The organism is Trinickia dinghuensis, assembly GCF_003367175.1.
GTDB classification, from domain to species: Bacteria; Pseudomonadota; Gammaproteobacteria; order Burkholderiales; family Burkholderiaceae; genus Trinickia; species Trinickia dinghuensis.
In genome coordinates this window covers 101,131-125,602 of record NZ_QRGA01000008.1, presented here as the reverse complement: position 1 = coordinate 125,602, position 24,472 = coordinate 101,131, and the positions used below count along the sequence as shown (strand labels likewise).

Annotated in this window: 23 protein-coding genes; 18 read left to right on the top strand and 5 right to left on the bottom strand. The window is 65.0% G+C overall.

Annotated elements, in window-relative coordinates:
• Nucleotides 1-209 precede the first annotated feature (209 nt).
• From DWV00_RS15290 to iscX, 10 genes are all read left to right on the top strand, one after another.
• Nucleotides 210-464 carry a hypothetical protein gene (locus DWV00_RS15290; protein WP_115534436.1) on the top strand — a complete coding sequence of 85 codons (255 nt, stop codon included), beginning with the start codon at nt 210-212 and terminating at the stop codon, nt 462-464.
• 88 nt (nt 465-552) lie between these two features.
• The gene (locus DWV00_RS15285) at nt 553-1,038 is read left to right on the top strand and encodes a low molecular weight protein-tyrosine-phosphatase (RefSeq protein WP_115534654.1); all 486 of its coding nucleotides are present in this window, start codon (nt 553-555) and stop codon (nt 1,036-1,038) included.
• A 119-nt stretch (nt 1,039-1,157) separates the two neighbouring features.
• On the top strand, nt 1,158-1,688 hold the full coding sequence (gene iscR, locus DWV00_RS15280; protein WP_115534435.1) for a Fe-S cluster assembly transcriptional regulator IscR: 531 nt from the start codon (nt 1,158-1,160) through the stop codon (nt 1,686-1,688).
• Between the two features lie 78 nt (nt 1,689-1,766).
• Nucleotides 1,767-2,990, top strand: coding sequence for an IscS subfamily cysteine desulfurase (locus DWV00_RS15275; RefSeq protein WP_115534434.1), 1,224 nt, complete (start codon nt 1,767-1,769; stop codon nt 2,988-2,990).
• Between the two features lie 43 nt (nt 2,991-3,033).
• Entirely contained in the window at nt 3,034-3,453 is a 420-nt protein-coding gene (gene iscU / locus DWV00_RS15270) for a Fe-S cluster assembly scaffold IscU (protein WP_115534433.1), read from the top strand.
• 14 nt (nt 3,454-3,467) lie between these two features.
• Nucleotides 3,468-3,791, top strand: a complete 324-nt coding sequence (gene iscA / locus DWV00_RS15265) for an iron-sulfur cluster assembly protein IscA (RefSeq protein WP_115534432.1) — start codon at nt 3,468-3,470, stop codon at nt 3,789-3,791.
• Nucleotides 3,792-3,862: 71 nt separating this feature from the next.
• Entirely contained in the window at nt 3,863-4,390 is a 528-nt protein-coding gene (gene hscB / locus DWV00_RS15260) for a Fe-S protein assembly co-chaperone HscB (protein WP_115534431.1), read from the top strand.
• A 16-nt stretch (nt 4,391-4,406) separates the two neighbouring features.
• The gene (gene hscA, locus DWV00_RS15255; RefSeq protein WP_115534430.1) at nt 4,407-6,272 is read left to right on the top strand and encodes a Fe-S protein assembly chaperone HscA; all 1,866 of its coding nucleotides are present in this window, start codon (nt 4,407-4,409) and stop codon (nt 6,270-6,272) included.
• Nucleotides 6,273-6,362: 90 nt separating this feature from the next.
• Nucleotides 6,363-6,704, top strand: coding sequence for an ISC system 2Fe-2S type ferredoxin (gene fdx / locus DWV00_RS15250; protein ID WP_115534429.1), 342 nt, complete (start codon nt 6,363-6,365; stop codon nt 6,702-6,704).
• A 19-nt stretch (nt 6,705-6,723) separates the two neighbouring features.
• Nucleotides 6,724-6,921: a Fe-S cluster assembly protein IscX gene (gene iscX, locus DWV00_RS15245; RefSeq protein WP_115534428.1), complete on the top strand. Its 198-nt coding sequence runs from the start codon at nt 6,724-6,726 to the stop codon at nt 6,919-6,921.
• Nucleotides 6,922-7,143: 222 nt separating this feature from the next.
• On the opposite strand, the gene DWV00_RS15240 is transcribed toward iscX, so the two are convergent.
• From DWV00_RS15240 to DWV00_RS15220, 5 genes are all read right to left on the bottom strand, one after another.
• The gene (locus tag DWV00_RS15240; protein ID WP_115534427.1) at nt 7,144-7,911 is read right to left on the bottom strand and encodes an outer membrane lipoprotein; all 768 of its coding nucleotides are present in this window, start codon (nt 7,909-7,911) and stop codon (nt 7,144-7,146) included.
• Nucleotides 7,912-8,224: 313 nt separating this feature from the next.
• Nucleotides 8,225-9,751: a lysine--tRNA ligase gene (gene lysS / locus DWV00_RS15235; protein ID WP_115534426.1), complete on the bottom strand. Its 1,527-nt coding sequence runs from the start codon at nt 9,749-9,751 to the stop codon at nt 8,225-8,227.
• Between the two features lie 16 nt (nt 9,752-9,767).
• A protein-coding gene (prfB, locus tag DWV00_RS15230) for a peptide chain release factor 2 (protein WP_115534653.1) occupies nt 9,768-10,872 on the bottom strand; the annotation gives its coding sequence in 2 pieces (ribosomal slippage) (nt 9,768-10,790 and nt 10,792-10,872; 1,104 coding nt in all).
• A 150-nt stretch (nt 10,873-11,022) separates the two neighbouring features.
• The gene (gene recJ / locus DWV00_RS15225) at nt 11,023-12,732 is read right to left on the bottom strand and encodes a single-stranded-DNA-specific exonuclease RecJ (protein ID WP_115534425.1); all 1,710 of its coding nucleotides are present in this window, start codon (nt 12,730-12,732) and stop codon (nt 11,023-11,025) included.
• Nucleotides 12,733-12,844: 112 nt separating this feature from the next.
• Nucleotides 12,845-13,924: a regulator gene (locus DWV00_RS15220; protein ID WP_181885469.1), complete on the bottom strand. Its 1,080-nt coding sequence runs from the start codon at nt 13,922-13,924 to the stop codon at nt 12,845-12,847.
• 179 nt (nt 13,925-14,103) lie between these two features.
• Between DWV00_RS15220 and DWV00_RS15215 the strand changes: the two genes are divergently transcribed.
• The 8 genes from DWV00_RS15215 (at nt 14,104) to eno (ending at nt 24,469) form a co-directional block, all read left to right on the top strand.
• Entirely contained in the window at nt 14,104-15,357 is a 1,254-nt protein-coding gene (locus DWV00_RS15215) for a lipoprotein-releasing ABC transporter permease subunit (RefSeq protein WP_115534424.1), read from the top strand.
• Nucleotides 15,358-15,373: 16 nt separating this feature from the next.
• Nucleotides 15,374-16,117, top strand: coding sequence for a lipoprotein-releasing ABC transporter ATP-binding protein LolD (gene lolD / locus DWV00_RS15210; protein WP_115534651.1), 744 nt, complete (start codon nt 15,374-15,376; stop codon nt 16,115-16,117).
• Between the two features lie 42 nt (nt 16,118-16,159).
• A complete protein-coding gene (locus tag DWV00_RS15205; RefSeq protein WP_115534423.1) occupies nt 16,160-16,948 on the top strand; it encodes a TatD family hydrolase in 789 nt (262 codons plus the stop codon).
• A 93-nt stretch (nt 16,949-17,041) separates the two neighbouring features.
• Nucleotides 17,042-19,681: a DNA internalization-related competence protein ComEC/Rec2 gene (locus tag DWV00_RS15200; RefSeq protein WP_115534422.1), complete on the top strand. Its 2,640-nt coding sequence runs from the start codon at nt 17,042-17,044 to the stop codon at nt 19,679-19,681.
• Between the two features lie 29 nt (nt 19,682-19,710).
• Nucleotides 19,711-20,514 carry an alpha/beta fold hydrolase gene (locus tag DWV00_RS15195; protein ID WP_115534421.1) on the top strand — a complete coding sequence of 268 codons (804 nt, stop codon included), beginning with the start codon at nt 19,711-19,713 and terminating at the stop codon, nt 20,512-20,514.
• Nucleotides 20,515-20,615: 101 nt separating this feature from the next.
• A complete protein-coding gene (locus DWV00_RS15190; RefSeq protein ID WP_115534420.1) occupies nt 20,616-22,274 on the top strand; it encodes a CTP synthase in 1,659 nt (552 codons plus the stop codon).
• Nucleotides 22,271-23,125, top strand: a complete 855-nt coding sequence (gene kdsA, locus DWV00_RS15185) for a 3-deoxy-8-phosphooctulonate synthase (protein WP_115534419.1) — start codon at nt 22,271-22,273, stop codon at nt 23,123-23,125. Before DWV00_RS15190 ends, kdsA begins: the two co-directional genes overlap by 4 nt.
• Nucleotides 23,126-23,185: 60 nt before the next feature.
• Nucleotides 23,186-24,469 (top strand): phosphopyruvate hydratase, encoded by a 1,284-nt coding sequence (eno, locus tag DWV00_RS15180; protein WP_115534418.1) that lies wholly within the window; start codon nt 23,186-23,188, stop codon nt 24,467-24,469.
• The last annotated feature ends 3 nt before the right edge of the window (nt 24,470-24,472 follow it).

Genomic DNA, 24,472 nt, shown 5'->3' with positions numbered 1-24,472 from the left:
ATAGGCCATATAGAAGAATAGAAGAGGTGGAGCGGGTGCAGGCCGACCGCCGGCGTTGGCGCCGTCGTTCATCGCTATTGTTTATCCCAGCGCAACGCTGAATTCACTATTCCCGTCTTTGTCTCGATAGCGATCGTTTATAGAATACGTGCCATGGATGAGTGCGGACGCGCGATCGGCGCGGTGTCCGCCGCGTTAGGGGCACGAATATGAGAACGACAAGATCGGGCTATTTCTCCAGCGCTTTGCCGGTGGCGGCAGCGGTTGTGCTGCTCGTCATGGCGGCACTGCACGCATACGGCAACGGCGCGGCGCCGCGCGAGCCGCTGGCCGCGGAACAGGTCACGGCGGAATTGGCGCGCACGGTGTCCTACGGGTTGATCGATGCCGGCGCCGCGCGTACCGCGTCGGCCGTGCGCCATGCCGTCGCGCCGGCGGCCGCCCCTTTGGCGTCGTCAACGTGATCGGGCACGGCTCGATATAATGTCGGATTCGGTCAACGGCCTGCCGCGTTTTGGATCGCGAGTGTCCGGCGGCCCGCGTATGTTATCGATGAAAACCGTCTCTATTTGCTTCGTCTGCCTTGGAAACATCTGCCGCTCGCCCACGGCCGAGGCGGTCATGCGGGCGCAGGTCGAAGCGGCGGGGCTGGCCGATCGCATCGTGATCGACTCGGCCGGCACGGGCGACTGGCATGTCGGGCAAGCACCCGACGAGCGTGCGCAATTGGCGGGGCGCTCGCGCGGCTACGACTTGTCGCCGCTGCGTGCGCGGCAAGTCGCTGCCGCGGATTTCGAGCACTTCGATTTGCTGTTGGCGATGGACGAAGCGAACGTGCGCAACTTGCAGCGCATCTGCCCGCCCACGTTCCGCGAGCGCGTGCGTCTCTTGATGGAGTTCGCTCCGCATGCCGCGGGGCGTGAAGTGATCGATCCGTATTTCGGCGGCAGCGAGGGCTTCGAAGCCGTCCTCGATCAAGTCGAAGCGGCCTGCCAAGGGCTGCTGGCGCACCTGCAGACCCGGCTCGCGCAAGGGTAGACGGTGGAGTGCTTGCAGTCCGGCACCAATACCCTGCCCGATAAAGGGGGATACTTGACTAAAATCGTCATGTATTTATACTTGACCAAAATCGTCGAGAATTCTGGTTTTCCGTCCCTATGAGACTCACCACGAAAGGCCGTTTCGCCGTTACGGCGATGATCGACCTGGCCCTGCGCCAGGAGCAAGGTCCGGTGACGCTTGCCGGTATCAGCCAGCGCCAGCGGATCTCGTTGTCCTATCTCGAACAGCTGTTCGGGAAGCTGCGTCGCCACGAGATCGTCGAATCGGTGCGCGGGCCGGGTGGAGGCTACAACCTCGCCCGTCGCGCACAGGAAGTGACCGTGGCGGACATCATCATCGCCGTCGACGAACCGCTCGATGCCACGCAATGCGGCGGCAAGGGCTCGTGCGAGGGCACCAAGGCGCACGACGGCCATTGCATGACGCATGAGCTGTGGTCGACGCTGAACCAGAAAATGGTCGAGTACCTCGATTCGGTCTCGCTGCAGGATTTGGTCGATCAGCAGCGCGCGCGGGAAGGGTCTCCCGCCGTGCTGCGCGACAGGCGCAGCGAGAGTCCGGCCGTCGAGGCGGCGCGGGTCGTGCCGAAAGGGCCGAATTCCGTATTCAACATCGCGAGTTCGTGACGTCGGCGAAAGATACGCAGATACGCCTAGACCGAACCGCAGAGCGAAGCGCTACAACGATATCCCCCGGAGCCATTGATGAGTAACGAGATGCCCCACCTGCCCATTTACATGGACTACAGCGCGACCACGCCTGTCGATCCGCGCGTGGTGGACAAAATGATCCCGTATTTGCGCGAGCAGTTCGGCAACCCGGCCTCGCGCAGCCACTCGTACGGGTGGGACGCGGAGCGGGCGGTCGAGGAAGCGCGCGAGCATGTCGCCGCGCTCGTGAACGCCGATCCGCGCGAAATCATTTGGACTTCCGGCGCCACGGAATCCGACAACCTTGCGATCAAGGGTGCAGCGCACTTCTACAAGAGCCGTGGCAAGCACGTCATCACCGTGAAGACGGAGCACAAGGCCGTGCTCGATACGTGCCGCGAGCTCGAGCGCGACGGTTTCGAGGTCACCTATCTCAACGTCAAGGACGACGGGCTGATCGACCTGGAAGTTTTCAAGGCCGCGCTGCGCCCCGACACGATCCTCGTCTCCGTCATGTCCGTGAACAACGAGATCGGCGTGATTCAGGACATCGAAGCGATCGGCGAGATCTGCCGCGCCAAGGGCATCGTGTTTCACGTCGACGCCGCGCAGGCGACGGGCAAGATCGAAATCGACCTGAGCCGTCTCAAGGTCGATCTGATGTCGTTCTCGGCGCACAAGACTTACGGCCCGAAGGGGATCGGCGCGCTTTACGTGCGCCGCAAGCCGCGCGTGCGCATCGAGGCGCAGATGCACGGCGGCGGGCATGAGCGCGGAATGCGTTCGGGCACGCTGGCCACGCACCAGATCGTCGGCATGGGCGAGGCGTTCCGTATCGCCCGTGAAGAAATGGCGACGGAAAACGAACGCATCCGCATGCTGCGCGACCGCCTGCTGCGCGGCTTGACCGAGATGGAAGAGGTCTACGTCAACGGCGACATGGAGCGCCGCGTGCCGCACAACCTGAACATCAGTTTCAACTTCGTCGAAGGCGAATCGCTGATCATGGCGATCAAGGACGTGGCCGTCTCGTCGGGCTCGGCTTGCACGTCGGCTTCGCTCGAGCCGTCGTACGTGCTGCGCGCGCTCGGCCGCAACGATGAACTCGCGCACAGTTCGATCCGCTTCACGGTCGGCCGCTTCACGACGGAACAAGACGTCGATTACGTCATCAATCTGCTGAAGAGCAAGATCGCGAAGCTGCGCGATCTGTCTCCTCTGTGGGAAATGCACCAAGACGGTATCGACCTGTCGACGATCAAGTGGGCCGCGCACTGAGCGCCGATCGACGTACACGCCAAACGAATTCAGGAGTTTGATCATGTCTTACAGCAACAAAGTTCTCGATCATTACGAAAATCCGCGTAACGTCGGCTCGTTCTCCAAGGACGACGAGACGGTCGGCACCGGCATGGTCGGCGCGCCCGCGTGCGGCGACGTCATGAAGCTGCAGATTCGCGTGGGTGCCGACGGCGTTATCGAAGACGCGAAGTTCAAGACGTACGGCTGCGGTTCGGCCATCGCGTCGAGCTCGCTCGTCACCGAATGGGTGAAGGGCAAGACGCTCGACGAAGCCCTGACGATCAAGAACACGCAGATCGCCGAAGAGTTGGCGTTGCCGCCGGTCAAGATTCACTGCTCGATCCTCGCGGAAGACGCGATCAAGGCGGCGGTGGCCGATTACAAGCAGCGCCACGGTGGCGCCGACGCGGCCGATCCGGCCAAACAGCAAGTCGCGTAAGCGCACGAAGCATCATGGCGATCACTTTGACCGAAAAGGCCGCGCAGCACGTGCAGAAGTACCTTGTCCGCCGCGGCAAGGGGCTCGGGCTGCGCCTCGGCGTGCGCACGACGGGATGCTCCGGCCTCGCTTACAAGCTCGAGTATGTCGACGATCTCGAACCTGAGGATCAGGTTTTCGAGTGCAACGGCGTGAAGGTTGTCGTCGATCCGAAAAGCCTCGCCTATATCGACGGGACTGAACTCGACTTCGCGCGCGAGGGGCTGAACGAAGGCTTCAAGTTCAACAACCCGAATGTGAAGGACGAATGCGGCTGCGGCGAGTCGTTCCGCGTCTGACGTAACCGTGCCGCCTCGAGCGGGCGAGAAGGCGGCACGGGCCGCCTTTTTGTTTATCGACGATTGACTTTATGTCCTCGATCCAAGACAGCCACTTCGATCTGTTTCATCTGCCGGCGCGCTTCGCGATCGATCTCGACGCGCTCGATTCAGCCTACCGGACCGTGCAGGCGCAGGTTCATCCCGACCGGTTCGCCGCGGCCGGCGAGGCGCAAAAGCGTGTCGCCATGCAGTGGGCTGCGCGAGCGAACGAGGCCTACCAGACGCTGCGCGATCCGCTCAAACGCGCGAGTTATCTGCTCTCGCTTCGCGGGGTCGATGTCGGCGCTTCGGAGAATACGGCGATGGAGCCGGCATTCCTGATGCAGCAGATGGAGTGGCGCGAGCGGGTCGAGGATGCCGCCGACGCAAAAAACGTCAGCGAGCTGATGGCGCTCTTGGACGAACTGCGCGGCGACGAGCGCACGCGCTTCGAGCGGCTTGCCGTGCTGCTCGATACCGGCGCCGATCAGCCGGCGGCCGAGGCCGTGCGGCAGTTGATGTTCCTCGAGCGCGTGGCCGGGGAAATCGCTCGTCAGATCGAGCGGCTCGAACACTGAACCCACATACACCAGAATGGCCTTACTGCAAATCTCGGAACCCGGCATGGCCCCCGCGCCGCATCAGCGGCGCCTCGCGGTCGGCATCGATCTCGGCACGACGAATTCGCTCGTCGCCTCCGTTCGCAACAGTATTGCCGAAGCACTGCCGGACGAAGAGGGCCGCGTCTTGCTGCCCTCGGTCGTGCGCTATCTCGAGCGCGGCGGACGCCGGATCGGCCATACGGCGAAAGCGGAAGCCGTGCTCGACCCGCGCAACACGATCGTGTCGGTCAAGCGCTTCATGGGGCGCGGCAAGCAGGAAGTGGAGGGCGCCGAAAACGCGCCGTACGAATTCATCGACGCGCCGGGCATGGTGCAGATTCGTACGATCGACGGGGTGAAGAGCCCGGTCGAAGTGTCGGCGGAAATTCTCGCCACGCTGCGCCAGCGCGCCGAAGATTCGCTCGGCGACGAACTCGTCGGTGCCGTCATCACGGTGCCGGCCTACTTCGACGAAGCGCAGCGGCAGGCCACGAAGGATGCGGCTCGGCTTGCAGGCTTGAATGTCCTGCGCTTGCTGAACGAGCCGACGGCGGCGGCTATCGCCTACGGGCTCGACCATGGCGCGGAAGGGCTCTACGCCATCTATGATCTCGGCGGCGGCACGTTCGATTTGTCCGTCCTGAAGCTGACCAAGGGTGTGTTCGAAGTGCTCGCGGCCGGCGGCGATTCGGCGCTCGGCGGCGACGATTTCGACCACGTCTTGTTCCGTCATGTGCTGGCCGAGGTGGAGTTGGCTCCGCAAGGGCTCGCGCCCGAGGACGTACGGCTGCTGCTCGATCGCGTGCGCGGCGCGAAGGAAGCGCTGTCGGCGGCACAGCAGGCGACGGTCGAGGCGACGCTGTCCGACGGGACGCCGATTTCGGTGTCGATCTCGGAGGCTCAGTTCGCCGATCTCGTGCGTTCGCTCGTGGAGCGCACGCTGGTGCCGACGAAAAAAGCGCTGCGCGATGCGAAGATCGCGCCGGCGGAGGTGAAGGGCGTCGTGCTCGTCGGCGGTGCCACGCGCATGCCGGTGATACGCCGCGCCGTCGAGGCGTTTTTCGGGCAGCCGCCGCTGACGAATCTCGACCCCGATCAAGTCGTCGCGCTCGGCGCCGCGGTGCAGGCCGATTTGCTGGCCGGCAATCGCACCGGCGACGACTGGCTGCTGCTCGACGTGATTCCGCTTTCGCTCGGTGTCGAGACGATGGGCGGGCTGGTCGAAAAGATCATTCCGCGCAATTCGACGATTCCCGTTGCGCGAGCGCAAGAGTTCACGACGTTCAAGGACGGCCAGACGGCCATGGCGATTCACGTCGTGCAGGGCGAGCGCGAACTCGTCTCCGATTGCCGTTCGCTCGCGCGCTTCGAGCTGCGCGGCATCCCGCCGATGACGGCCGGAGCGGCGCGGATTCGTGTGACCTATCAAGTGGATGCCGACGGCCTGCTGTCGGTGTTCGCGCGCGAGCAGCACTCGGGCGTCGAGGCGTCGGTCGTCGTCAAGCCGTCGTATGGCCTGGCCGACGACGACATCGCGCGCATGCTCGAAGACAGCTTCCGCACGGCCGAGGTCGACATGCGCGCGCGGGCGCTGCGCGAAGCGCAGGTCGAGGCGCAGCGCATGATCGAAGCGACGCAGGCGGCGCTTGCCGTCGACGGCGAATTGCTGGCCGACGACGAGCGCGCGCAGGTGGACGAAGCGCTTGCGCAATTGCGCGAGACCGCGCAGGGCGCGGATGCGGACGCGATTGAAAGCGCAACGAAATCGCTTGCGGCTCAGACCGACGAGTTCGCCGCGCGGCGGATGGACAAAAGCATCCGCAATGCGTTGAAAGGCCGCAAGCTCGACGAAATCTGAGAGGGCGGCGCACCGCTCTACAATGACACGGCGAGCGACGCTCGCCGCCCCGCACAATACAGCCAGCATACAGTCAGAACGGAATTCCCTATGCCTCAAATCGTTGTCCTGCCCCATGTCGAACTGTGCCCGGAGGGGGCAGTGCTCGAGGCCGAGCCGGGCAAGAGCGTGTGCGATGCGCTGCTCGAGCATGGCATCGAAGTCGAGCATGCGTGCGAAAAGTCTTGCGCTTGCACCACATGTCATGTGATCGTGCGTGAAGGATTCGAAGCGCTCGAGCCGTCGGAGGAGGATGAGGACGACCTGCTCGACAAGGCTTGGGGGCTCGAGCCTACCTCGCGGCTATCGTGCCAGGCGCGCGTGCCGGAGGATAAGGATCTCGTCGTCGAGATTCCGCGCTACTCGATCAACCACGCGAAAGAGAATCATTGAGTTCTAAGGAGGCGCAGCCATGAAGTGGACGGACGTACAAGAAATCGCGATGGCCCTCACCGACAAGCATCCGGAGATCGATCCGCAGCTGATTCGCTTTACCGATTTGCACAAGTGGGTCATGGAGCTCGACGGCTTCAGCGACGATCCCAACCGGTCGAGCGAGAAGATTTTGGAGGCGATCCAACTGGCTTGGATCGAAGACGCGGCCGAATGAGGCGTGCTTCGTAGATGACGGCGGTTCGCGGGCGATTTGCGCATCGCGTGCCGACGTAAAAAAGCGACCCAATTCGATAGGGTCGCTTTTTTTTTGCCTTGTGCTCCGGCTTCTTTCCGACGTTTCACTTTCCGGGTCCCGCGCTGCGCGTTGGGACTCCGCCGTCCAGGCTCGTACGTTTCAGGTCGCTGAGCCGCTGCCGAGATTCCTCAGCAAGCTCGCTTAGCCCGCGGCGAGTGTTCCGTGCTCGATATGAACACGCTCGCCTTGCTGGAACGGCGGCGCCGAACGATACGTGAAGTAGCGCAGGCGGCCGTTTTCCATCCGCACGCGCACTTGATAGCCGGTCGTGCTGCGCAGATGCTTTTCGACCGCGTTGCCGGCAAACCCGCCGCCGACTGCGCCGAGCGCCGTCATCCCAAGACGGCCCGTACCTCGGCCGAACTGATTGCCGAGCAGGCCGCCGACCACCGCGCCACCCACGGCCCCGACACCGGTGCCGCGGCCCTCATGCTTCACTGCCACGATCGATTGGACGGTACCGCAGCTCGCGCAGTATGCCGATTGCCCGCTCGGTTGCTGCGCTTGCGCGTACGGCTGCTGAGCCAGCTGCTGTTGCGCCGGCGGCTGCTGGCCGTAGGGCTGCTGCGCATAGGACGGTTGGCCCGGCTGGCCCGTGTACTGGACTTGCCCCGGCGCCCGCTGCGCGACTTCGCCCTGCTGCGTCGCTTGTGCCGAAGCGGACGGTTGCTGTTGAGCTTGTTGCTGGCCGGTCATAGCCGCGGCGGTTGCTGGGGCCGCTGAATCGACGACAGCCTGCGATGCGACTTGCGACGTTTGAGCCTGATCGGTCTGGACGCTCGAACTCGATGCTTTCGGGAAAACACCGGTAATGGCCGCCGTGGCGGCGAGACTCGCAACGATGACAGTGCCCGCGGCGACCGCGATCAGAGGATGCAGGCGGCGTGACGATGTGGTCGGATTATTCATTGGCGTACCTCCGTCTGAATTGAAAGAGGCCTGTGCTTGTGACGACGTTAGTTTCCGCCATCGCCGGGAAGCCGTCGTTTCAATTTGTAACGCTAGCCCGTGCGTCTAACGAAACCCGCACTCGTTCGCGCGCGCTGAACCCGCCGATTCGCCCGTTTGGCAGGGTCGGAACGTATGAAAAAAAACCGCCCGAAGCTTAGCTGCGGACGGTTTTTACCGATCGTTACAAACTGGTGTGGCTTGCGCGCGTCAGTGCGCGGTGCTCACCGTGCTTTATGCGCATCAACCTCGATGCGCATGTGCGGGCGTTAAGTTAATCCTCGCGGCGCAGGTGCGGGAACAGAATGACGTCGCGAATGCTCGGGCTGTCGGTCAGCAGCATGACGAGGCGGTCGATGCCGATGCCGCAGCCGCCCGTCGGCGGCATGCCGTATTCGAGCGCGCGAATGTAGTCGGCGTCGTAGTACATCGCTTCCTCATCGCCGGCATCCTTTTGCTCGACTTGCTTCTTGAAGCGCGCCGCTTGGTCTTCGGGATCGTTCAACTCGGAGAAGCCGTTTGCGATTTCGCGGCCCGTGATGAACAGTTCGAAGCGCTCGGTAATGCCTTCGACCGAATCCGATGCGCGCGCGAGCGGTGACACTTCGACGGGGTAGTCGATGATGTAGGTCGGCTCCCACAGTTGCGACTCGGCCGTTTCCTCGAACAACGCCAATTGCAGCGAGCCGACGCCTGCGTTGAGGAACGCGGGCTGCGTCGTATCGACGCCGAAGCGCTTGAGTTCGGTCCGCAGGAACGCTGCGTCGCCGAGTTGCGCGTCGGTGTAGTCGGGGGCGTACTTGCGGATGGCCTGCGTGATCGTCAGACGATGGAACGGCTTGCTCAGATCGAGTTCGCGGCCTTGATACATGATCGTTGCCGTGCCGAGCGCATCGATCGCCGCTTGACGGATCAACTGCTCGGTGAAGTCCATGAGCCACGTGTAATTCGTGTACGCGGCGTAGAACTCCATCATCGTGAACTCGGGGTTGTGCCGCGGCGACACCCCTTCGTTACGGAAGTTGCGGTTGATTTCGAAGACGCGTTCGAAGCCGCCGACGACCAGCCGCTTCAAGTAAAGCTCAGGCGCGATCCGCAGGAACATCTGCATATCGAGCGCGTTGTGATGCGTCGTGAACGGCTTGGCCGCCGCGCCGCCCGGAATCGGGTGGAGCATCGGCGTTTCGACTTCCATGAATTCGGAGTCGGACATGAACTTGCGGATCGACGAAATCGCTTTTGTACGCGCGACGAACGTCTTGCGCGCTTCGGGCGTGACGATCAGATCGACGTAGCGCTGACGGTAGCGCGTTTCTTGGTCGGCCAGCCCGTGGAACTTGTCGGGCAGGGGGCGCAGCGCCTTCGAGAGCAGGCGCAGTTCCGTGCAGCGCACAGACAGCTCGCCCTTGTTCGTGCGGAACAGCACGCCGCGGGCCGCGACGATATCGCCGAGGTCCCACTTCTTGAAGGCTTCGTAGGTCTCACCGCCGACGTCGGCCGGCGTCACGAAGAATTGGATCTGGCCCGACGTGTCCTGCACGGTTGCGAAGCTTGCCTTGCCCATCACGCGCTTGAGCATCATGCGGCCCGCCACGGCGACGTTCAGCGGCGTGGCTTCGAGCGCGTCCTTGTCGGTGTCGGCGTATTGCGTCTGCAGATCGCCCGCATGGTGCGTCGGACTGAAATCGTTCGGGTAGGCGATGCCCGCCTCACGCATGGCGCGCAGCTTTTCGCGCCGCTCGGCGATGATCTTGTTCTCGTCGACGGCTGCGTCGACGGTGGGGAGAGTCGATTCGGTCATGGTGTATCCGCTGCGCTTAGACGCCTTGCTTCAGGCTCGCGCTGATGAAATCGTCGAGGTCGCCGTCGAGCACGGCCTTCGTGTTGCTCATTTCGACGTTGGTGCGCAAATCCTTGATGCGGCTCTGGTCGAGCACGTACGAACGGATTTGATGGCCCCAGCCCACGTCGGTCTTGCTCGATTCGAGCTTGTCCTGTTCGGCCTGGCGCTTGCGCATCTCGGCTTCGTACAAGCGCGATTTGAGCATCGCCATCGCTTCGGCGCGGTTGCGGTGCTGCGAGCGGTCGTTCTGGCACTGCACGACGATGCCCGACGGCATGTGCGTGATCCGCACCGCCGAATCGGTCTTGTTGATGTGCTGGCCGCCGGCGCCCGACGCGCGATAGGTATCGATGCGCAGATCGGCCGGGTTGATGTCGACCTCGATCGAATCGTCGATTTCGGGGTAGACGAACACCGACGAGAACGACGTATGCCGGCCGCCCGACGAATCGAACGGCGACTTGCGCACGAGGCGGTGAATGCCCGTTTCCGAGCGCAGGAAGCCGTAGGCGTATTCGCCCTCGACCTTGATCGTCGCGTTCTTGATGCCCGCGACGTCGCCTTCGGATTCCTCGAGCACTTCCGTTTTGAAGCCCTTGCGCTCGCAGTAGCGCAGGTATTGGCGCAGCAGCATGGCCGCCCAATCGCAGGCTTCGGTGCCGCCGGCGCCGGCTTGGATGTCGATGAACGCGTTGTTCGGATCGGCCGGGTTGGAGAACATCCGGCGGAATTCGAGATCGGCGACGCGCGCTTCGATCTTATTCGCATCGTCCTCGCTGGCGACGAGCGTGTCGTCGTCGTTCTCTTCGCGGGCCATGTCGAACAGGTCCTGCGCGTCGCGCAGATCCGTGTCGAGGGCGGAGAGGGTCAGAACCACGCCTTCGAGCGACTTCTTTTCCCGGCCGAGGGCCTGGGCGTGTTTCGAGTCGTTCCAGACGTTGGGATCTTCGAGTTCCTTGTTGACTTCGGCTAGACGCGCGAATTTGGCGTCGTAGTCAAAGATACCCCCGGAGTTCACCTGCGCGTCGGCGCAGGTCCGCGAGCGAGTTCTCGATCGCGTTGAGACGTTCGGCTTCCATGGTGATCTGCTTTTGATTCGTCAAAAGCGGGAATTATAGCCGATCGGGGCCGCTGGCCGAGGGCTCGGACAGGCTGGAAGTTAGCGTTCTCGGGTCATCCATTCGGGGGCGTTCGGCCTGTTCGGTAACGCGACGGCAAAGTCTCGGTCGTCATCCAACGGCGGCATGCTCGACGATGAGTTGCACCCGCACGACACCGTTCCAGCTATCCGCCGCAAGCCGATAGGCAAGCTGCGCCCGTGCCGGCAGCGTTTCCGTGTGATTGAACCAGATCGCCTGGAAGCGCTGCCGGCCGCGGGCGAGTTGTAGCTTCAAATGCTTGTCCTTCACGAGCGCTTGCGACACGACGTCGAATTCGCCCGAAAACGTCGGGGCAGGGAAGCCTTGGCCCCAGACGGCGGCATCGATCAACTCGACCACCTGCGCCGTGAAATAAGCGTCTTCCAACTCGCCGTCGGTCATCACGACGCGCGCGAGCGCATCGTCATCTAGCCATTCTCTCGCCACCGTCTCGAACGCGGCGGCAAAGCGCGGCACGTCCCTCGTCGCAAGCGTGACACCGGCCGCCATCGCGTGGCCGCCGAACTTGACGATGAGATCGGGCTCGCGCTTAGCCATCAAATCGAGCGCATCGCGCAAATGAAAGCCCGAGATCGAGCGGCCCGAGCCTTTGACGAGTTCGCCGCTATCGTCGGCGAGCGCGAACGTGAACGACGGCCGGTGATACTTTTCTTTCAGTCGCCCGGCAACGATCCCGATCACACCCTGGTGCCAGCTTTCGTTGAACAGCGTGATCGTGGCGCGCCCGTCGACGTCGAGCGCGGCGATTTCCTCGAGCGCTTGCTGCTGCATGCCCGCTTCGATTTCGCGCCGCTCGCGGTTCATCGCGTCGAGTTGCTGCGCGAGTTCCCAGGCGCGGCCCACATCGTCCGTCGTCAAGCATTCGATCCCGAGCGACATGTCGGACAGCCGTCCCGCTGCATTCAAGCGCGGCCCCAGGGCGAAGCCCAGGTCGAATCCGGACGCACTGTGCGCATCGCGTCCCGCGGCGCGGAAGAGGGCGGCGATACCGGGCTGCATGCGGCCGCGGCGGATGCGCGAAAGCCCCTGCGCGACCAGGACGCGGTTGTTGCCGTCGAGCTTGACGACGTCGGCGATCGTGCCCAGCGCGACGAGATCGAGCAGGCCGTCGAGGCGCGGCTCGGCCATGCCGGAGCCGCCTTCGCCGAACGCACCGCGCTCACGCAGCCGTGCCCGTAGCGCGAGCAGCACATAGAACATGACCCCGACGCCCGCGATGCACTTGCTCGGAAACGCACAGCCCGGTTGATTTGGGTTGACGATCGCGCGAGCGGCCGGCAGCGTATCGCCGGGCAAGTGGTGATCGGTGACGAGCACGTCGATGCCGCGCGCATTGGCCGCGGCCACGCCGTCGACGCTGGCGATGCCGTTGTCGACCGTGATCAGCAGATCGGGCTTGCGCGCCGCGGCCAGTTCCACGATTTCGGGCGTGAGCCCGTAGCCGTATTCGAAGCGGTTCGGTACGAGGTAGTCGACCTGCGCGCCGAACATGCGCAGCCCGCGCACGGCCACCGCGCACGCCGTGGCGCCGTCGCAGTCGTAATCGGCGACGACGAGCAAGCGCTTGCGCTGCGTGATGGCATCGGCCAGCAGCGCCGCCGCGTCGTTCGTGCCCTTCAGTTCGACCGGCGGCACGAGCCGCGTGAGCGCGGTTTCGATCTCGTCGGGCAAGCGCACGCCGCGTGCGGCATAAAGTCGAGCTAGGATCGGATGAAGACCATGGCGGATCAGCGCCGTTTCATCGGCGGGCGAGCACGCGCGGGTGACGATTCGAGTCATACGATAAAGCCGGAAAAGGAGGACGGGCGGCCCGGCGCACCGGGGGCGCTCGCATGCCGCGCGGCGCCGTGAGCCGGGCCGCGCGCGGCGAATGCGCGATGTCGCCGATGTCTCATTCGAGCAGCGACGCCAGCACGCGCCGGCGCCAGAACTTGCGCAAGTCTCCACGGGTGGCGGCGAGCGTGACCGAGCCCGTATCACCGGCCAGCGTCAACGTCAGCGCACCGATACTGCCCTTATCGAGGGCTTCCAGTGCCGGAGCGAACCAGTCGCGCTCGAGCGTATCGAGCGCCGTCTGCCAGGCGGCCCAATCTTGTGCAATGAACGGTGCGGCGAACGGATTCAATTCGACGAGCGTCGTGCCCGCGCCGAGCGGCGGCAGCGCCTTGAATGAACCGGGCGCGGCAGCCGTTTCCGTGGCGGCGGCCAGCGCAAGCCCACGCGTAGCGGCCGCATCCGACAGCACGCGCGCGAACGGGCTGCGCACCGGCTGCGCCGCGCCTTGCGCATGCAGCCAGATCGAGTTGACGGCAGGCAGGCCTCGAGCCTCGCGCGCCTCGTTGATCGGGTGTTCGAACCAGCCCATCTGCACTTCGTTTTGCAACTTCATCCAGATGCGCGAACGCTGGCCCGAAAGCGCGTCGTGCGGCAGCCAGATCTCGATGCTGCGCCCGCTTGCGCGGAGCGGCGACGCACCGGCGAGCTTGCCCAGGACGTTGCCCGAAAGGTACCAGCGGCGCGGGTTGGGCGCCTCGACGCGCACGCCGAGCGTTTCGATCAGCGGTTTTGCCACGGCGAGGAGCTTTGCGGCGTCCTCGTCGGTCAAATCGAGCGCGGACGGATCGATCAGGATCAGGTGATCGTGCGCGATCCGGACATGCACGGGTTCGACGCAGGCCCACTCGTCCTGGCTAGGGGTGCCGCCGTCGGCGAGTAGCATATAGGGCGCGAGCGGGGCGTCGTCGACCGCGTTCGGGGCGACGGCGCCGAACTGGCGCGCCACCCACCGCTCGTGCGGCAGCGTGCGCTGGAAGTCTTCGCCGGCCACGCGCTCGACGAGTGTCGCCCGTGCCAACAGCTTGTCGAGCGCCGGGCTGTGCAGGTCGTGCAGCGCGGTGGAGGCGTCGGCGGCCGTCGGCAGCGCGAACGGCAACAGGAGATGAAGACGGTTGGAATGCATGATGGTGCGCATTGTATGGCAAACTGCGCGCTTGATCGGCTGTCCGATGTGCACGGTAGGGGCCGCACGTGCACGGCGGCGCTTGGCGCCAGTGATCGCGAGGTATGCGTGTTGCTGGCATGGCGGGCCGGTCGGCGCGCCGCTCGTCTCGGCGGTGCGCGCGGTGGCGGCAAAGAATTTGAAGGATTCGCTTGAAACTCCCTTACGAATGGCAAATCGGCTGGCGCTACACGCGCGCCGGCAAGCGCACGACAGGCAACGGCTTCATTTCGTTCATCGCGCTGGTGTCGATGTCGGGCATCGCGCTCGGCGTCGCGGCGCTGATCGTCGTGCTTTCCGTCATGAACGGTTTTCAGGAGCAGGTGCGCGACCGCATGCTGTCGGTGCTCGCGCACATCGAGATTTTCTCGCCGACGGGCTCGATGCCCGACTGGCAGCGTACCGCCTTCGAGGCGCGCCGCAATCCGGCGGTGATCGGCGCGGCGCCCTACGTCGACGCCCAAGCGCTGCTCACGCGCCAGGACGCCGTAAGCGGCGTGGCGCTGCGCGGCGTCGAGCCGTCGCTCGAGCCGCAGGTGTCGGACATCGACAAGGACATGAAGGCCGGCCGCTTGACCGATCTCCAGCCGGGGACGTTCAACATCGTGCTCGGCGCCGATCTGGCGGCCAACCTCGGCGTGTCGGCCGGCGACAAAATCACGCTGGTCGCGCCCGAGGGCTCGCTGACGCCGGCCGGCATGCTGCCGCGCCTGAAGCAGTTCACGGTCTCGGGCGTGTTCGAATCGGGCCACTACGAGTACGACAGCACGCTCGCGCTGATCAACATCCACGATGCCGAAGTGCTGTTCCGCGTCACCGCGCCGACGGGCGTGCGGCTCAGGCTCAAGGACATGCAGCAGGCGCCGCGCGTCGCACGCGAACTGTCGCATACGCTGTCGGGCGATCTGTACATTCGCGACTGGACGCAGCAGAACAAGACCTGGTTCTCGGCCGTGAAGATCGAGAAGCGCATGATGTTCGTGATCCTCACGCTGATCATTGCGGTGGCCGCGTTCAATCTCGTGTCCTCGCTCGTCATGACGGTGACGAACAAGCAGGCCGACATCGCGATTCTGCGCACGCTCGGTGCGCAGCCCGGCTCGATCATGAAGATATTCTTCATCCAAGGGATCACGATCGGCTTCATCGGGACGGCATCGGGCGTTGCGCTCGGCTGTCTGATCGCCTGGAGCATTCCGTGGCTCGTGCCGATGATCGAGCATTTGTTCGGCGTGCAATTTCTTCCGCCGTCCGTCTATTTCATCAACGAGTTGCCCTCCGAGCTGGTGGCGAGCGACGTGATCCGGATCGGCATCATCGCGTTCATCATGTCGGCGGTCGCGACGCTCTATCCGAGCTGGCGCGGCGCGAAGGTGCGCCCGGCGGAGGCGCTGCGCTATGAATAACGAGTTGAACGAAATCATGATCGCGAAGCCGATATCCGACCTTGCCGCCGCCCATGCGGCCGGTTCGACCGAGTACGTGCTCCGGGCGAGCGGGATTTCGAAGGCGTTCGTCCAAGGCGGATTGAACGTGCCCGTGCTGAATCAGGCCGAGTTGTCCGTGGGGCGCGGCGAGAAGCTCGCGATCGTCGGGGCGTCGGGCTCGGGCAAGAGCACGTTGCTGCACGTGCTCGGCGGGCTCGACGAGCCGAGCGCCGGCACGGTTTCGCTGCTAGGCCGGCCCTTCACGGAACTCGCCGAGCGCGAGCGCAACGATCTGCGCAATCGCGCGCTCGGTTTCGTCTACCAATTCCATCATTTGCTCGCGGAATTCAGCGCCCTCGACAACGTCGCGATGCCGCTGCGGATCCGGCGCCTGACGACGGAGCAGGCACGCGAGGAAGCACTTGCGATGCTCGAGCGCGTCGGCCTGGCGCATCGGGCGAAGCATCGTCCCGGCGAGCTGTCGGGCGGCGAGCGGCAGCGCGTCGCGATCGCGCGCGCGCTCGTCACGAAGCCCGCCTGCGTGCTGGCCGACGAACCCACCGGCAATCTCGACGGGGCGACGGCCGACAACGTGTTCAACCTCATGCTCGAGTTGTCCGCCACGCTCGATACGAGCTTCGTCATCGTCACGCACGACGTCGAATTGGCGGGACGCTGCGATCGCATTCTGCGTCTGCGCGACGGCTTGCTGTACGAAGAGCCGTCCGTACCTGTCTAAACCGCCAAGCGGGCGCCGCACGCGGGCGCCGAGACTGCCGCCATGTGGATCGATACGCACTGTCATCTGGACGCCGGCGAATTCGACAGCGATCGGGAGGCGGTCGCGCAAGCCGCGCGGGACAGCGGAGTCGGGCGGATCGTCATTCCGGCCGTGGCAAGCTGGAATTTCTCGACGGTGCGCGCGCTTGCGCATCGGATTGCCGGTGGGACCTACGCGCTCGGCATCCACCCGTTGTTCACGCGCGATGCGCGCGACGCCGATCTTGACGCGCTGCGCCGCGAGATCGAAGCGAGCCTGGACGATCCGCGCTTCGTCGGCATCGGCGAGATCGGCCTCGATTACTTCGTGCCCGACCTGGACGACGCGCGCCAACGCCATCTCTACGATGCCCAGCTCGCGCTGGCACGGGAGTTCGATCTGCCCGTCATCTGCCATGTGCGCAAGTCGCAAGATCTCGTGCTCAAAGGCTTGCGCCGCTACGGCATCAAATGCGGCATCGCCCACGCGTTCAACGGCAGCTTTCAGCAGGCGGGCGCCTTCATCGATCATGGCATGCGCCTTGGCTTCGGCGGCAACGTCACGTTCGAGCGATCGCGCCAGATCCGGCGGCTCGCCACCGAGCTGCCGCTCGAGGCGATCGTCGTCGAAACCGACGCACCCGACATTCCCCCTTCTTGGCGCTACAAGCAGCGCAACGCACCGGATCAGGTACCGCGCATCGGCGCCGTCATCGCCGAGTTGCGCGGCATCGGCATCGATGCGCTCGCGGTAGGCACAACGGCCAACGCTCACGCCGCGTTGCCCCGGCTCGCGCTTGCTTGCGCATAATCGTCGATCGTTAGCGCCGCTCAATCGATTGAAGAACAGGCCGAAGTTCTAGGCCGGATTCGTGCGTCGGCGTGAGAGATCGAAGGAGGGCGAATGCGCGCGATGCTGATCGGCTTTGCGCTCGGCGTCGCGGGGCTGCAGCAGCGCGCGGCGTTGCCGGGCCGCTGGGAATGGGCGGTGGCTGGCGCGTTGCTGGCGGGCGTGTGCGGCTTTGCCTGCCGGGCATGGGCGAGGGGGACGGCGGAGTCGCCGGAGGCGTCGAGATCGTCGGCCACGCCTCGTCGCTCGCCTTCGCCTTCGCCGGCGTCCGGCGCCGCGGCGCGGTGGCTGGTGCGATGGAGATCGGTTGCGGCGCCGGCTGCGGCGTTCGTTGCCGCCGTCATCGTGGGCCACTACTATGCGGCCGTGCGCGCCGAAATGCGCATGGCCGCGGCATTGCCTCCCTCATGGGAATTGCGCGATCTCGCGCTGACGGGGTATGTCCGCGGCTTGCCTACCCAAGACGCTTCAACTGCGCGATTTCTGTTCGCGGTCGACGTCGACGAAGCGCAGCGCATAACGGGCATCGAGCATTTCCCGCCGATCGTGCAGCTCAATTGGACGGCCCGCGGCGGCCACGATGTGCCGCGGCTCACGCCCGGCGAGCGCTGGCGCCTCACCGTACGCATGAAGCGCCCCCATGGTCACGCGAACTTCGCCGGCCACGATGCCGAAGCCGGATTGCTCGCGCGCGGCGTGCGCGCGACGGGCTATGTTCGAGCCACCGCGGATGTCGAACGGCTGCCCGGCATGGCAGGCGGAATCGGCACGTCGATCGATCGCGCGCGCCTCATGCTGCGCGACCGGGTGGCGCGGGCGCTGACCGGCGCGGCGCATCGCGGGATCGTGGCCGCGCTCGCGATCGGCGCGCAAGACGCCATGACCGAGGCCGATCGGCTCGCGCTGCGCCGGACGGGAACCAGTCACCTCGTCGCCGTCTCGGGGCTGCATATCGGGTTCGTCGCGGGCCTCGTCGCGGCGCTCGCGGCCTGGCTGTGGCGCCGTTCGTGCGGGTTCGGCGCGCTGCTCGCCCGGCGCGGCGCGCGCGAATGGCCGCTCGTGCTGCCCACGCCGATCGTCGCGGCGGCGGCCGGCGTGGCGAGCGCGGCCGGCTATGCCGCGCTCTCGGGCTTCAATGTGCCGGCCCAGCGCGCCCTGTGGATGCTGGCCGTCGCGAGCGCGGCCTTCGTGCTCGGCCGCGGCGTCGCATTCTCGCTCGTGCTGGCGTGGGCCGCGGCGCTCGTCCTGATCGTCGATCCGTGGGCCGTGACGGCAGCGGGCTTCTGGCTTTCGTTCGGGGCTGTCAGCGTCATCGCATTCGCGATGCGCGGCCGGTTGCGCATGAGAGAAGACGAGGATGGTGCGCATGACTTGATCGACGCGATGCGCGCGAGCGATCCCGCTTGGGAGACGCCGTCCGAGCATGATCCCGCGCGCGGATCGGCCCGCTCGCTCTGGCCGCGACGGCTTGCGGCCCTGCGTCGCCGATGCGCCGATGCGATTCGCGCGCAATGGGCCGTGACGATCGGCCTCGCGCCGCTCACGGCGTTCTGGTTCTCGCAAGTTTCGCTCGCCGGGCCGCTCGCGAATGCGGTGGCCGTGCCTTGGGTCAGCCTGCTCGTGGTGCCGGTGGTACTCGTCGCGATCGTCTTGCCGGCACCGGTCGATGCGCTTGCCTATCGGCTCGCGCACGCGTTGCTGGAACCGCTGATGCACATACTGGGCAGCCTTGCGGGCTCGCCATGGGCCGAACGCCATTTGCCGCGGCCGTCGTTTTGGGCGTTGGCGTCGGCGCTCGCGGGCGTCGCGTGGTGTCTGATGCCGCGCGGCTGGCCGTTGCGTTTCGCGGCGCCGCTCGCCTGGCTGCCGCTCGTCGTGCCGCCCGCGCCCGGCGTCGAAGAGGGCGCGTTTCGGCTGACGGCGCTCGACATCGGGCAGGGCGCATCGATTCTCGTCGAAACGCGCCGCCGCACGCTGCTGTTCGATGCCGGCCCGGGCCCCGAATCGACCCATGCCGGCGAGCGGATCGTCGTGCCGGTTCTGCGCGCGGGCGGCGTGGCGCGGCTCGACGCGCTGGTCGTGAGCCACGGGGACGCCGATCATGCGGGCGGCGTGCCGGCCGTGCTCGAATCGCTCGACGTGAGGCAACTGCTGGGCGGCTTGCCGCCCGCGCACCGTTTGTGGGCGATGGCGCCCGAGCGGCGTGCCGACGCGTTGCGTTGCGCGGCGGGGCAGCGCTGGCGCTGGGACGGCGTCGAGTTCGAGGTGCTGTGGCCCGATCCGGGCCCGCTGCCGCGGCGCGCGAACGAGCAGTCGTGCGTGCTCAAGATCAGCGCGGCCGGCATGAGCGCCTTGCTGACGGGCGACATCGGCGCGCCGTCCGAACGCGTGCTCGTTCAACGCGCGCCCGACGCATTGCGCGCCGACGTGCTGCTGGCCGCCCATCACGGCAGCAAGACGTCGTCGACCGAGTCTTTCCTCGATTCGGCCGATCCTCGCTTCGCGCTATTTCAGGTAGGCTATCGCAATCGCTTTCGCCATCCCCATCCGCACGTTTGGTCGCGTTTCGAAGCGCGCGATATCACACTTGCGCGAACCGATCGTGACGGCGCGGTGCGCGTCACGACGAACGACGGTCTGCCCGTGCTCGAGCGCTATCGCGAATCGCACGCTCGCTATTGGATGGATCGATAAAAGACCCACGAACCTGGAGGCCGCGGCGCTTGAAAGACGTCATCCACTTTTCGCATGCGAACGGTTTTCCGGCATCGATCTACCGGACGCTGTTCGCCGAACTCTCCGACGATTACGACCTTCGCTACATCGAGCGCATCGGCCACGATTCCCGCTATCCGGTCACGAGCGATTGGCCGCATCTCGTCGACGAACTGCTCGCCGACATCGGCCGCCGCTACGAGCGTCCGGTCTGGCTCGTAGGCCATTCGCTGGGCGGGTATCTGTCGTTGATGGCCGCGCTCAAGCATCCGCAGTGGGTGCGTGGCGTCGTGATGCTCGACTCCCCCGTGATCGCGGGCTGGCGCGCGAACGTCTTGCGCTTCACGCAGTGGACGGGGCTCGACGAACGGCTCTCGCCGGCCGCGGCCACGCGCAATCGCCGCACGCATTGGGCGAGCCGCGACGAGGCTTGGCGCCACTTCCACGCGAAGAGCGCGTTCGCGCGCTGGGACGAGCGCGTTTTGTCCGACTACATCGACTTCGGCATGCCGCAAAGCACGGCGGATGGCAAGCGCACGCTCGCGTTCGATCGCGACATCGAATATCGGATCTACCGCACCTTGCCCCGCACGCTGGGCCCGCGCCTCGCCCATGGCGCGCCGGTGCCGCTCGGGTTCATCGCCGGCACGCACTCGAAGGAAATCCGCCAAGTCGGGCTCGACGCGACGCTGCGCGCGGCGCACGGCCGGATCGAATGGATGGAAGGCAGCCATCTGTTTCCGATGGAGCGGCCGATCGAAACGGCGCGGGCGCTGCAGGGCATGTTGAACGTACTGCGCGACGCGGGATAGCGGCTCGCTTGCGGGCGTTTGCACGGGTCTCGAGGCGTCTCGGATGCTAGGGTTCATCCGGAGCTTAAGGTATAATCCGTTTTTCCCGCGAGCATCCAGCGATGACTAAATATGTTTTCGTCACCGGCGGCGTAGTGTCGTCCCTCGGCAAGGGTATTGCCGCCGCTTCTCTCGCCGCGATCCTCGAATCGCGCGGTCTCAAAGTCACCCTCCTCAAGCTCGATCCCTACATCAACGTCGATCCCGGCACGATGAGCCCGTTTCAGCACGGTGAAGTGTTCGTGACGGAAGACGGCGCCGAGACCGATCTCGACCTCGGCCACTACGAGCGGTTCATCAGCACGAAGATGCGCCGCGCGAACAACTTCACGACGGGGCAGATCTACGAATCGGTGATCCGCAAGGAGCGCCGGGGCGACTACCTCGGCAAGACCGTGCAGGTGATCCCGCACATCACGAACGAAATTCAAGCGTTCGTCGAGCGCGGCGCGGCGTCGGCCACCTGCGGCGAGCCCGATGTGGCGATCGTCGAAATCGGCGGCACGGTCGGCGACATCGAATCGCTCCCGTTCCTCGAGGCGGCGCGGCAAATGAGCCTGCGCCTCGGCCGCAACAGCGTCTGCTTCGTGCACCTGACGCTCGTGCCGTTCATCGCGACGGCCGGCGAGCTCAAGACGAAGCCGACCCAGCACAGCGTGCAGAAGCTGCGCGAGATCGGGATCTTGCCGCACGTGCTGCTGTGCCGTGCCGATCGCCGCATTCCGGACGATGAATCCAAGAAGATCTCGATGTTCTCGAACGTGCCCGAAGACGCCGTCATCTCGGTGTGGGACGTCGACAGCATCTACAAGATTCCGCAGATGCTGCACGACCAAGGGCTCGACGGCATCATCTGCGACGAACTGAAGCTGCAGGTGAAGGCCGCCGATCTGTCGATGTGGTCGGACATCGTCGACAAGCTCGAGCACCCGAAGCATGAAGTGACGATCGGCATGGTCGGCAAGTACGTCGATCTGACCGAATCGTACAAGTCGCTGATCGAAGCGCTGCGCCACGCGTCGGCGCATACGTCGACGAAGGTCAACATCGAATACATCGACTCGGAGCAGATCGAAGCCGAAGGCGTCGAAAGCCTCAAGCACCTCGACGCCGTGCTCGTGCCGGGCGGCTTCGGCCGCCGCGGCACCGAAGGCAAGGTCGCCGCGATCCGCTATGCGCGCGAAGCGAAGGTGCCGTATCTCGGCATCTGCCTCGGCATGCAGCTGGCCGTGATCGAGTTCGCGCGCGACGTCGTCGGCCTGCGCGGGGCGAACAGCACCGAGTTCGACACCGCGACGGAGCACCGCGTGGTGGCGCTGATCACGGAGTGGTACGACCGCGAAGGCCGCGTCGAAACGCGCACGGAAGATTCGGATCTGGGCGGCACGATGCGTCTGGGCTCGCAGCGCTGCCCGATCAAACCCGGCACGCTCGCCGAGCAGATTTACGGCAAGGATGTGAACGAGCGCCATCGCCACCGTTATGAAGTCAATAACCGCTACGTGCCGCAGCTCGAAGCCGGTGGCCTTATCATCAGCGCGCGTACGCCGAGCGAGGATCTGCCCGAGATGATGGAGCTGCCGCGCAGCATGCATCCGTGGTTCGTCGGCGTCCAGTTCCACCCTGAGTTCACGTCGACGCCGCGCGACGGGCATCCGCTGTTCAAGTCGTTCGTCGAAGCGGCGCGGGCCTGTCACGAAGCGCGCAAGGAGAAGGCATGAAGCTGTGCGACTTCGAGGTCGGTCTCGATAAGCCGTTTTTTCTGATCGCGGGCACCTGCGTCGTCGAATCCGAGCAGATGACGATCGATACGGCCGGCCAGCTCAAGGAGATCTGCGCGAAACTCGGCATTCCGTTCATCTACAAATCCTCGTACGACAAGGCCAATCGCAGTTCGGGCAAGTCGTTCCGCGGGCCCGGCATGGACGAAGGCCTGCGCATCCTGTCCGAAGTGAAGCGGCAGCTCGGCTTGCCCGTGTTGACCGACGTCCACGATGTCGAGCAGATCGAGCAGGCCTCGGCGGTAGTCGACGTGTTGCAGACACCGGCATTTCTCTGCCGTCAAACCGATTTTATTCACGCCTGCGCGCGTTCCGGCAAGCCCGTGAACATCAAGAAGGGCCAGTTCCTCGCGCCGCACGACATGAAGAACGTGATCGACAAGGCACGTGAAGCGGCACGCGAAGCCGGTTTGTCGGAAGACCGTTTCCTCGCTTGCGAGCGCGGCGCGTCGTTCGGCTACAACAATCTCGTCTCGGATATGCGTTCGCTCGCGATCATGCGCGAGACGGGCGCGCCCGTCGTGTTCGACGCCACGCATTCGGTGCAGCTGCCGGGCGGGCAGGGCACGAGTTCGGGCGGCCAGCGCGAGTTCGTGCCTGTCCTGTCGCGCGCGGCGGTCGGCGTGGGCGTCGCGGGCCTGTTCATGGAGACGCACCCCAATCCCGCGTGCGCGCTGTCGGACGGCCCCAACGCCGTGCCGCTCGCGCGCATGAGCGACCTGCTGGAGACGTTGGTCGCGTTGGATTCCGTCGTGAAACGCACTCCGTTCATCGAGCGCGATTTCAACTGACTGCACCCAGTCTCACGAAAGCAAGACAAGAGAGAAGTCATCGTCATCTAAGAGGAAATCATGAGTGCAATCGTAGATATCATCGGCCGTGAGATTTTGGATTCGCGAGGCAACCCGACCGTCGAATGCGATGTGCTGCTCGAGTCGGGCACGATGGGCCGTGCGGCCGTGCCTTCGGGCGCGTCGACGGGCTCGCGTGAAGCGATCGAGCTGCGCGACGGCGAAGCCGGCCGCTACAGCGGCAAGGGCGTGCTCAAGGCGGTCGAGCATATCAACACCGAGATTTCCGAGGCGATCATGGGCCTCGACGCCTCGGAACAAGCATTCCTCGACAAGACGCTGCTCGAGCTCGACGGCACCGACAACAAGTCGCGTCTCGGCGCGAACGCGATGCTGGCCGTTTCGATGGCCGTCGCGAAGGCCGCCGCTGAAGAAGCGGGCCTGCCGCTGTACCGCTACTTCGGCGGTTCGGGTGCCATGCAGCTGCCCGTGCCGATGATGAACATCGTCAACGGCGGCGCGCACGCGAACAACAGCCTCGACATCCAAGAGTTCATGATCGTTCCGGTCAGCCAGCCGACGTTCCGCGAAGCGCTGCGCTGCGGCGCCGAAGTGTTTCACGCGCTGAAGAAGATTCTCTCGGACCGCGGCATGAGCACGGCGGTGGGCGACGAAGGCGGCTTCGCACCGAACTTCGGCAGCAACGCCGAATGTCTGTCGGCAATTCTGCAGGCAATCGAAAAGGCCGGCTATCGCGCGGGCGAAGACGTCCTGCTCGCGCTCGACTGCGCGGCCAGCGAGTTCTACCACGACGGCAAGTACCAGTTGGCGGGCGAAGGCCTCCAGCTGTCTTCGGCCGAGTTCACCGACTACCTGGCCACGCTCGCCGATAAATTCCCGATCGTTTCGATCGAGGACGGCATGCACGAAAGCGACTGGGACGGCTGGAAGCTGCTGACGGACAAGCTCGGCAAGAAGATCCAGCTCGTGGGCGACGACCTCTTCGTGACGAACACGCGCATCTTGAAGGAAGGCATCGAGAAGGGCGTCGCGAACTCGATCCTGATCAAGATCAACCAGATCGGCACGCTGACCGAAACGTTCGCCGCGATCGAAATGGCCAAGCGCGCCGGTTACACGGCCGTCATTTCGCACCGCTCGGGCGAGACGGAAGATTCGACGATCGCCGATATCGCCGTGGGCTTGAACGCTGGCCAGATCAAGACGGGCTCGCTCTCGCGCAGCGATCGCATCTCGAAGTACAACCAGTTGCTGCGTATCGAAGAAGATCTCGGTGATATCGCCAGCTACCCGGGCAAGTCGACGTTCTATAACCTGCGTTGACGC

Bases quoted from the DNA above. Each gene is read 5' to 3' on its own strand.
- iscU (WP_115534433.1), top strand. From the start codon at position 3,034: ATGTCTTACAGCAACAAAGTTCTCGATCATTACGAAAATCCGCGTAAC.
- recJ (WP_115534425.1), bottom strand. From the start codon at position 12,732: ATGACTCGAATCGTCACCCGCGCGTGCTCGCCCGCCGATGAAACGGCG.
- lysS (WP_115534426.1), bottom strand. From the start codon at position 9,751: ATGACCGAATCGACTCTCCCCACCGTCGACGCAGCCGTCGACGAGAAC.
- DWV00_RS15290 (WP_115534436.1), top strand. From the start codon at position 210: ATGAGAACGACAAGATCGGGCTATTTCTCCAGCGCTTTGCCGGTGGCG.
- DWV00_RS15205 (WP_115534423.1), top strand. From the start codon at position 16,160: ATGTGGATCGATACGCACTGTCATCTGGACGCCGGCGAATTCGACAGC.
- DWV00_RS15275 (WP_115534434.1), top strand. From the start codon at position 1,767: ATGAGTAACGAGATGCCCCACCTGCCCATTTACATGGACTACAGCGCG.
- fdx (WP_115534429.1), top strand. From the start codon at position 6,363: ATGCCTCAAATCGTTGTCCTGCCCCATGTCGAACTGTGCCCGGAGGGG.
- DWV00_RS15200 (WP_115534422.1), top strand. From the start codon at position 17,042: ATGCGCGCGATGCTGATCGGCTTTGCGCTCGGCGTCGCGGGGCTGCAG.
- iscA (WP_115534432.1), top strand. From the start codon at position 3,468: ATGGCGATCACTTTGACCGAAAAGGCCGCGCAGCACGTGCAGAAGTAC.
- lolD (WP_115534651.1), top strand. From the start codon at position 15,374: ATGATCGCGAAGCCGATATCCGACCTTGCCGCCGCCCATGCGGCCGGT.
- hscA (WP_115534430.1), top strand. From the start codon at position 4,407: ATGGCCTTACTGCAAATCTCGGAACCCGGCATGGCCCCCGCGCCGCAT.
- DWV00_RS15240 (WP_115534427.1), bottom strand. From the start codon at position 7,911: ATGAATAATCCGACCACATCGTCACGCCGCCTGCATCCTCTGATCGCG.
- DWV00_RS15220 (WP_181885469.1), bottom strand. From the start codon at position 13,924: ATGCGCACCATCATGCATTCCAACCGTCTTCATCTCCTGTTGCCGTTC.
- iscR (WP_115534435.1), top strand. From the start codon at position 1,158: ATGAGACTCACCACGAAAGGCCGTTTCGCCGTTACGGCGATGATCGAC.
- hscB (WP_115534431.1), top strand. From the start codon at position 3,863: ATGTCCTCGATCCAAGACAGCCACTTCGATCTGTTTCATCTGCCGGCG.
- DWV00_RS15190 (WP_115534420.1), top strand. From the start codon at position 20,616: ATGACTAAATATGTTTTCGTCACCGGCGGCGTAGTGTCGTCCCTCGGC.
- DWV00_RS15285 (WP_115534654.1), top strand. From the start codon at position 553: ATGAAAACCGTCTCTATTTGCTTCGTCTGCCTTGGAAACATCTGCCGC.
- eno (WP_115534418.1), top strand. From the start codon at position 23,186: ATGAGTGCAATCGTAGATATCATCGGCCGTGAGATTTTGGATTCGCGA.
- iscX (WP_115534428.1), top strand. From the start codon at position 6,724: ATGAAGTGGACGGACGTACAAGAAATCGCGATGGCCCTCACCGACAAG.
- kdsA (WP_115534419.1), top strand. From the start codon at position 22,271: ATGAAGCTGTGCGACTTCGAGGTCGGTCTCGATAAGCCGTTTTTTCTG.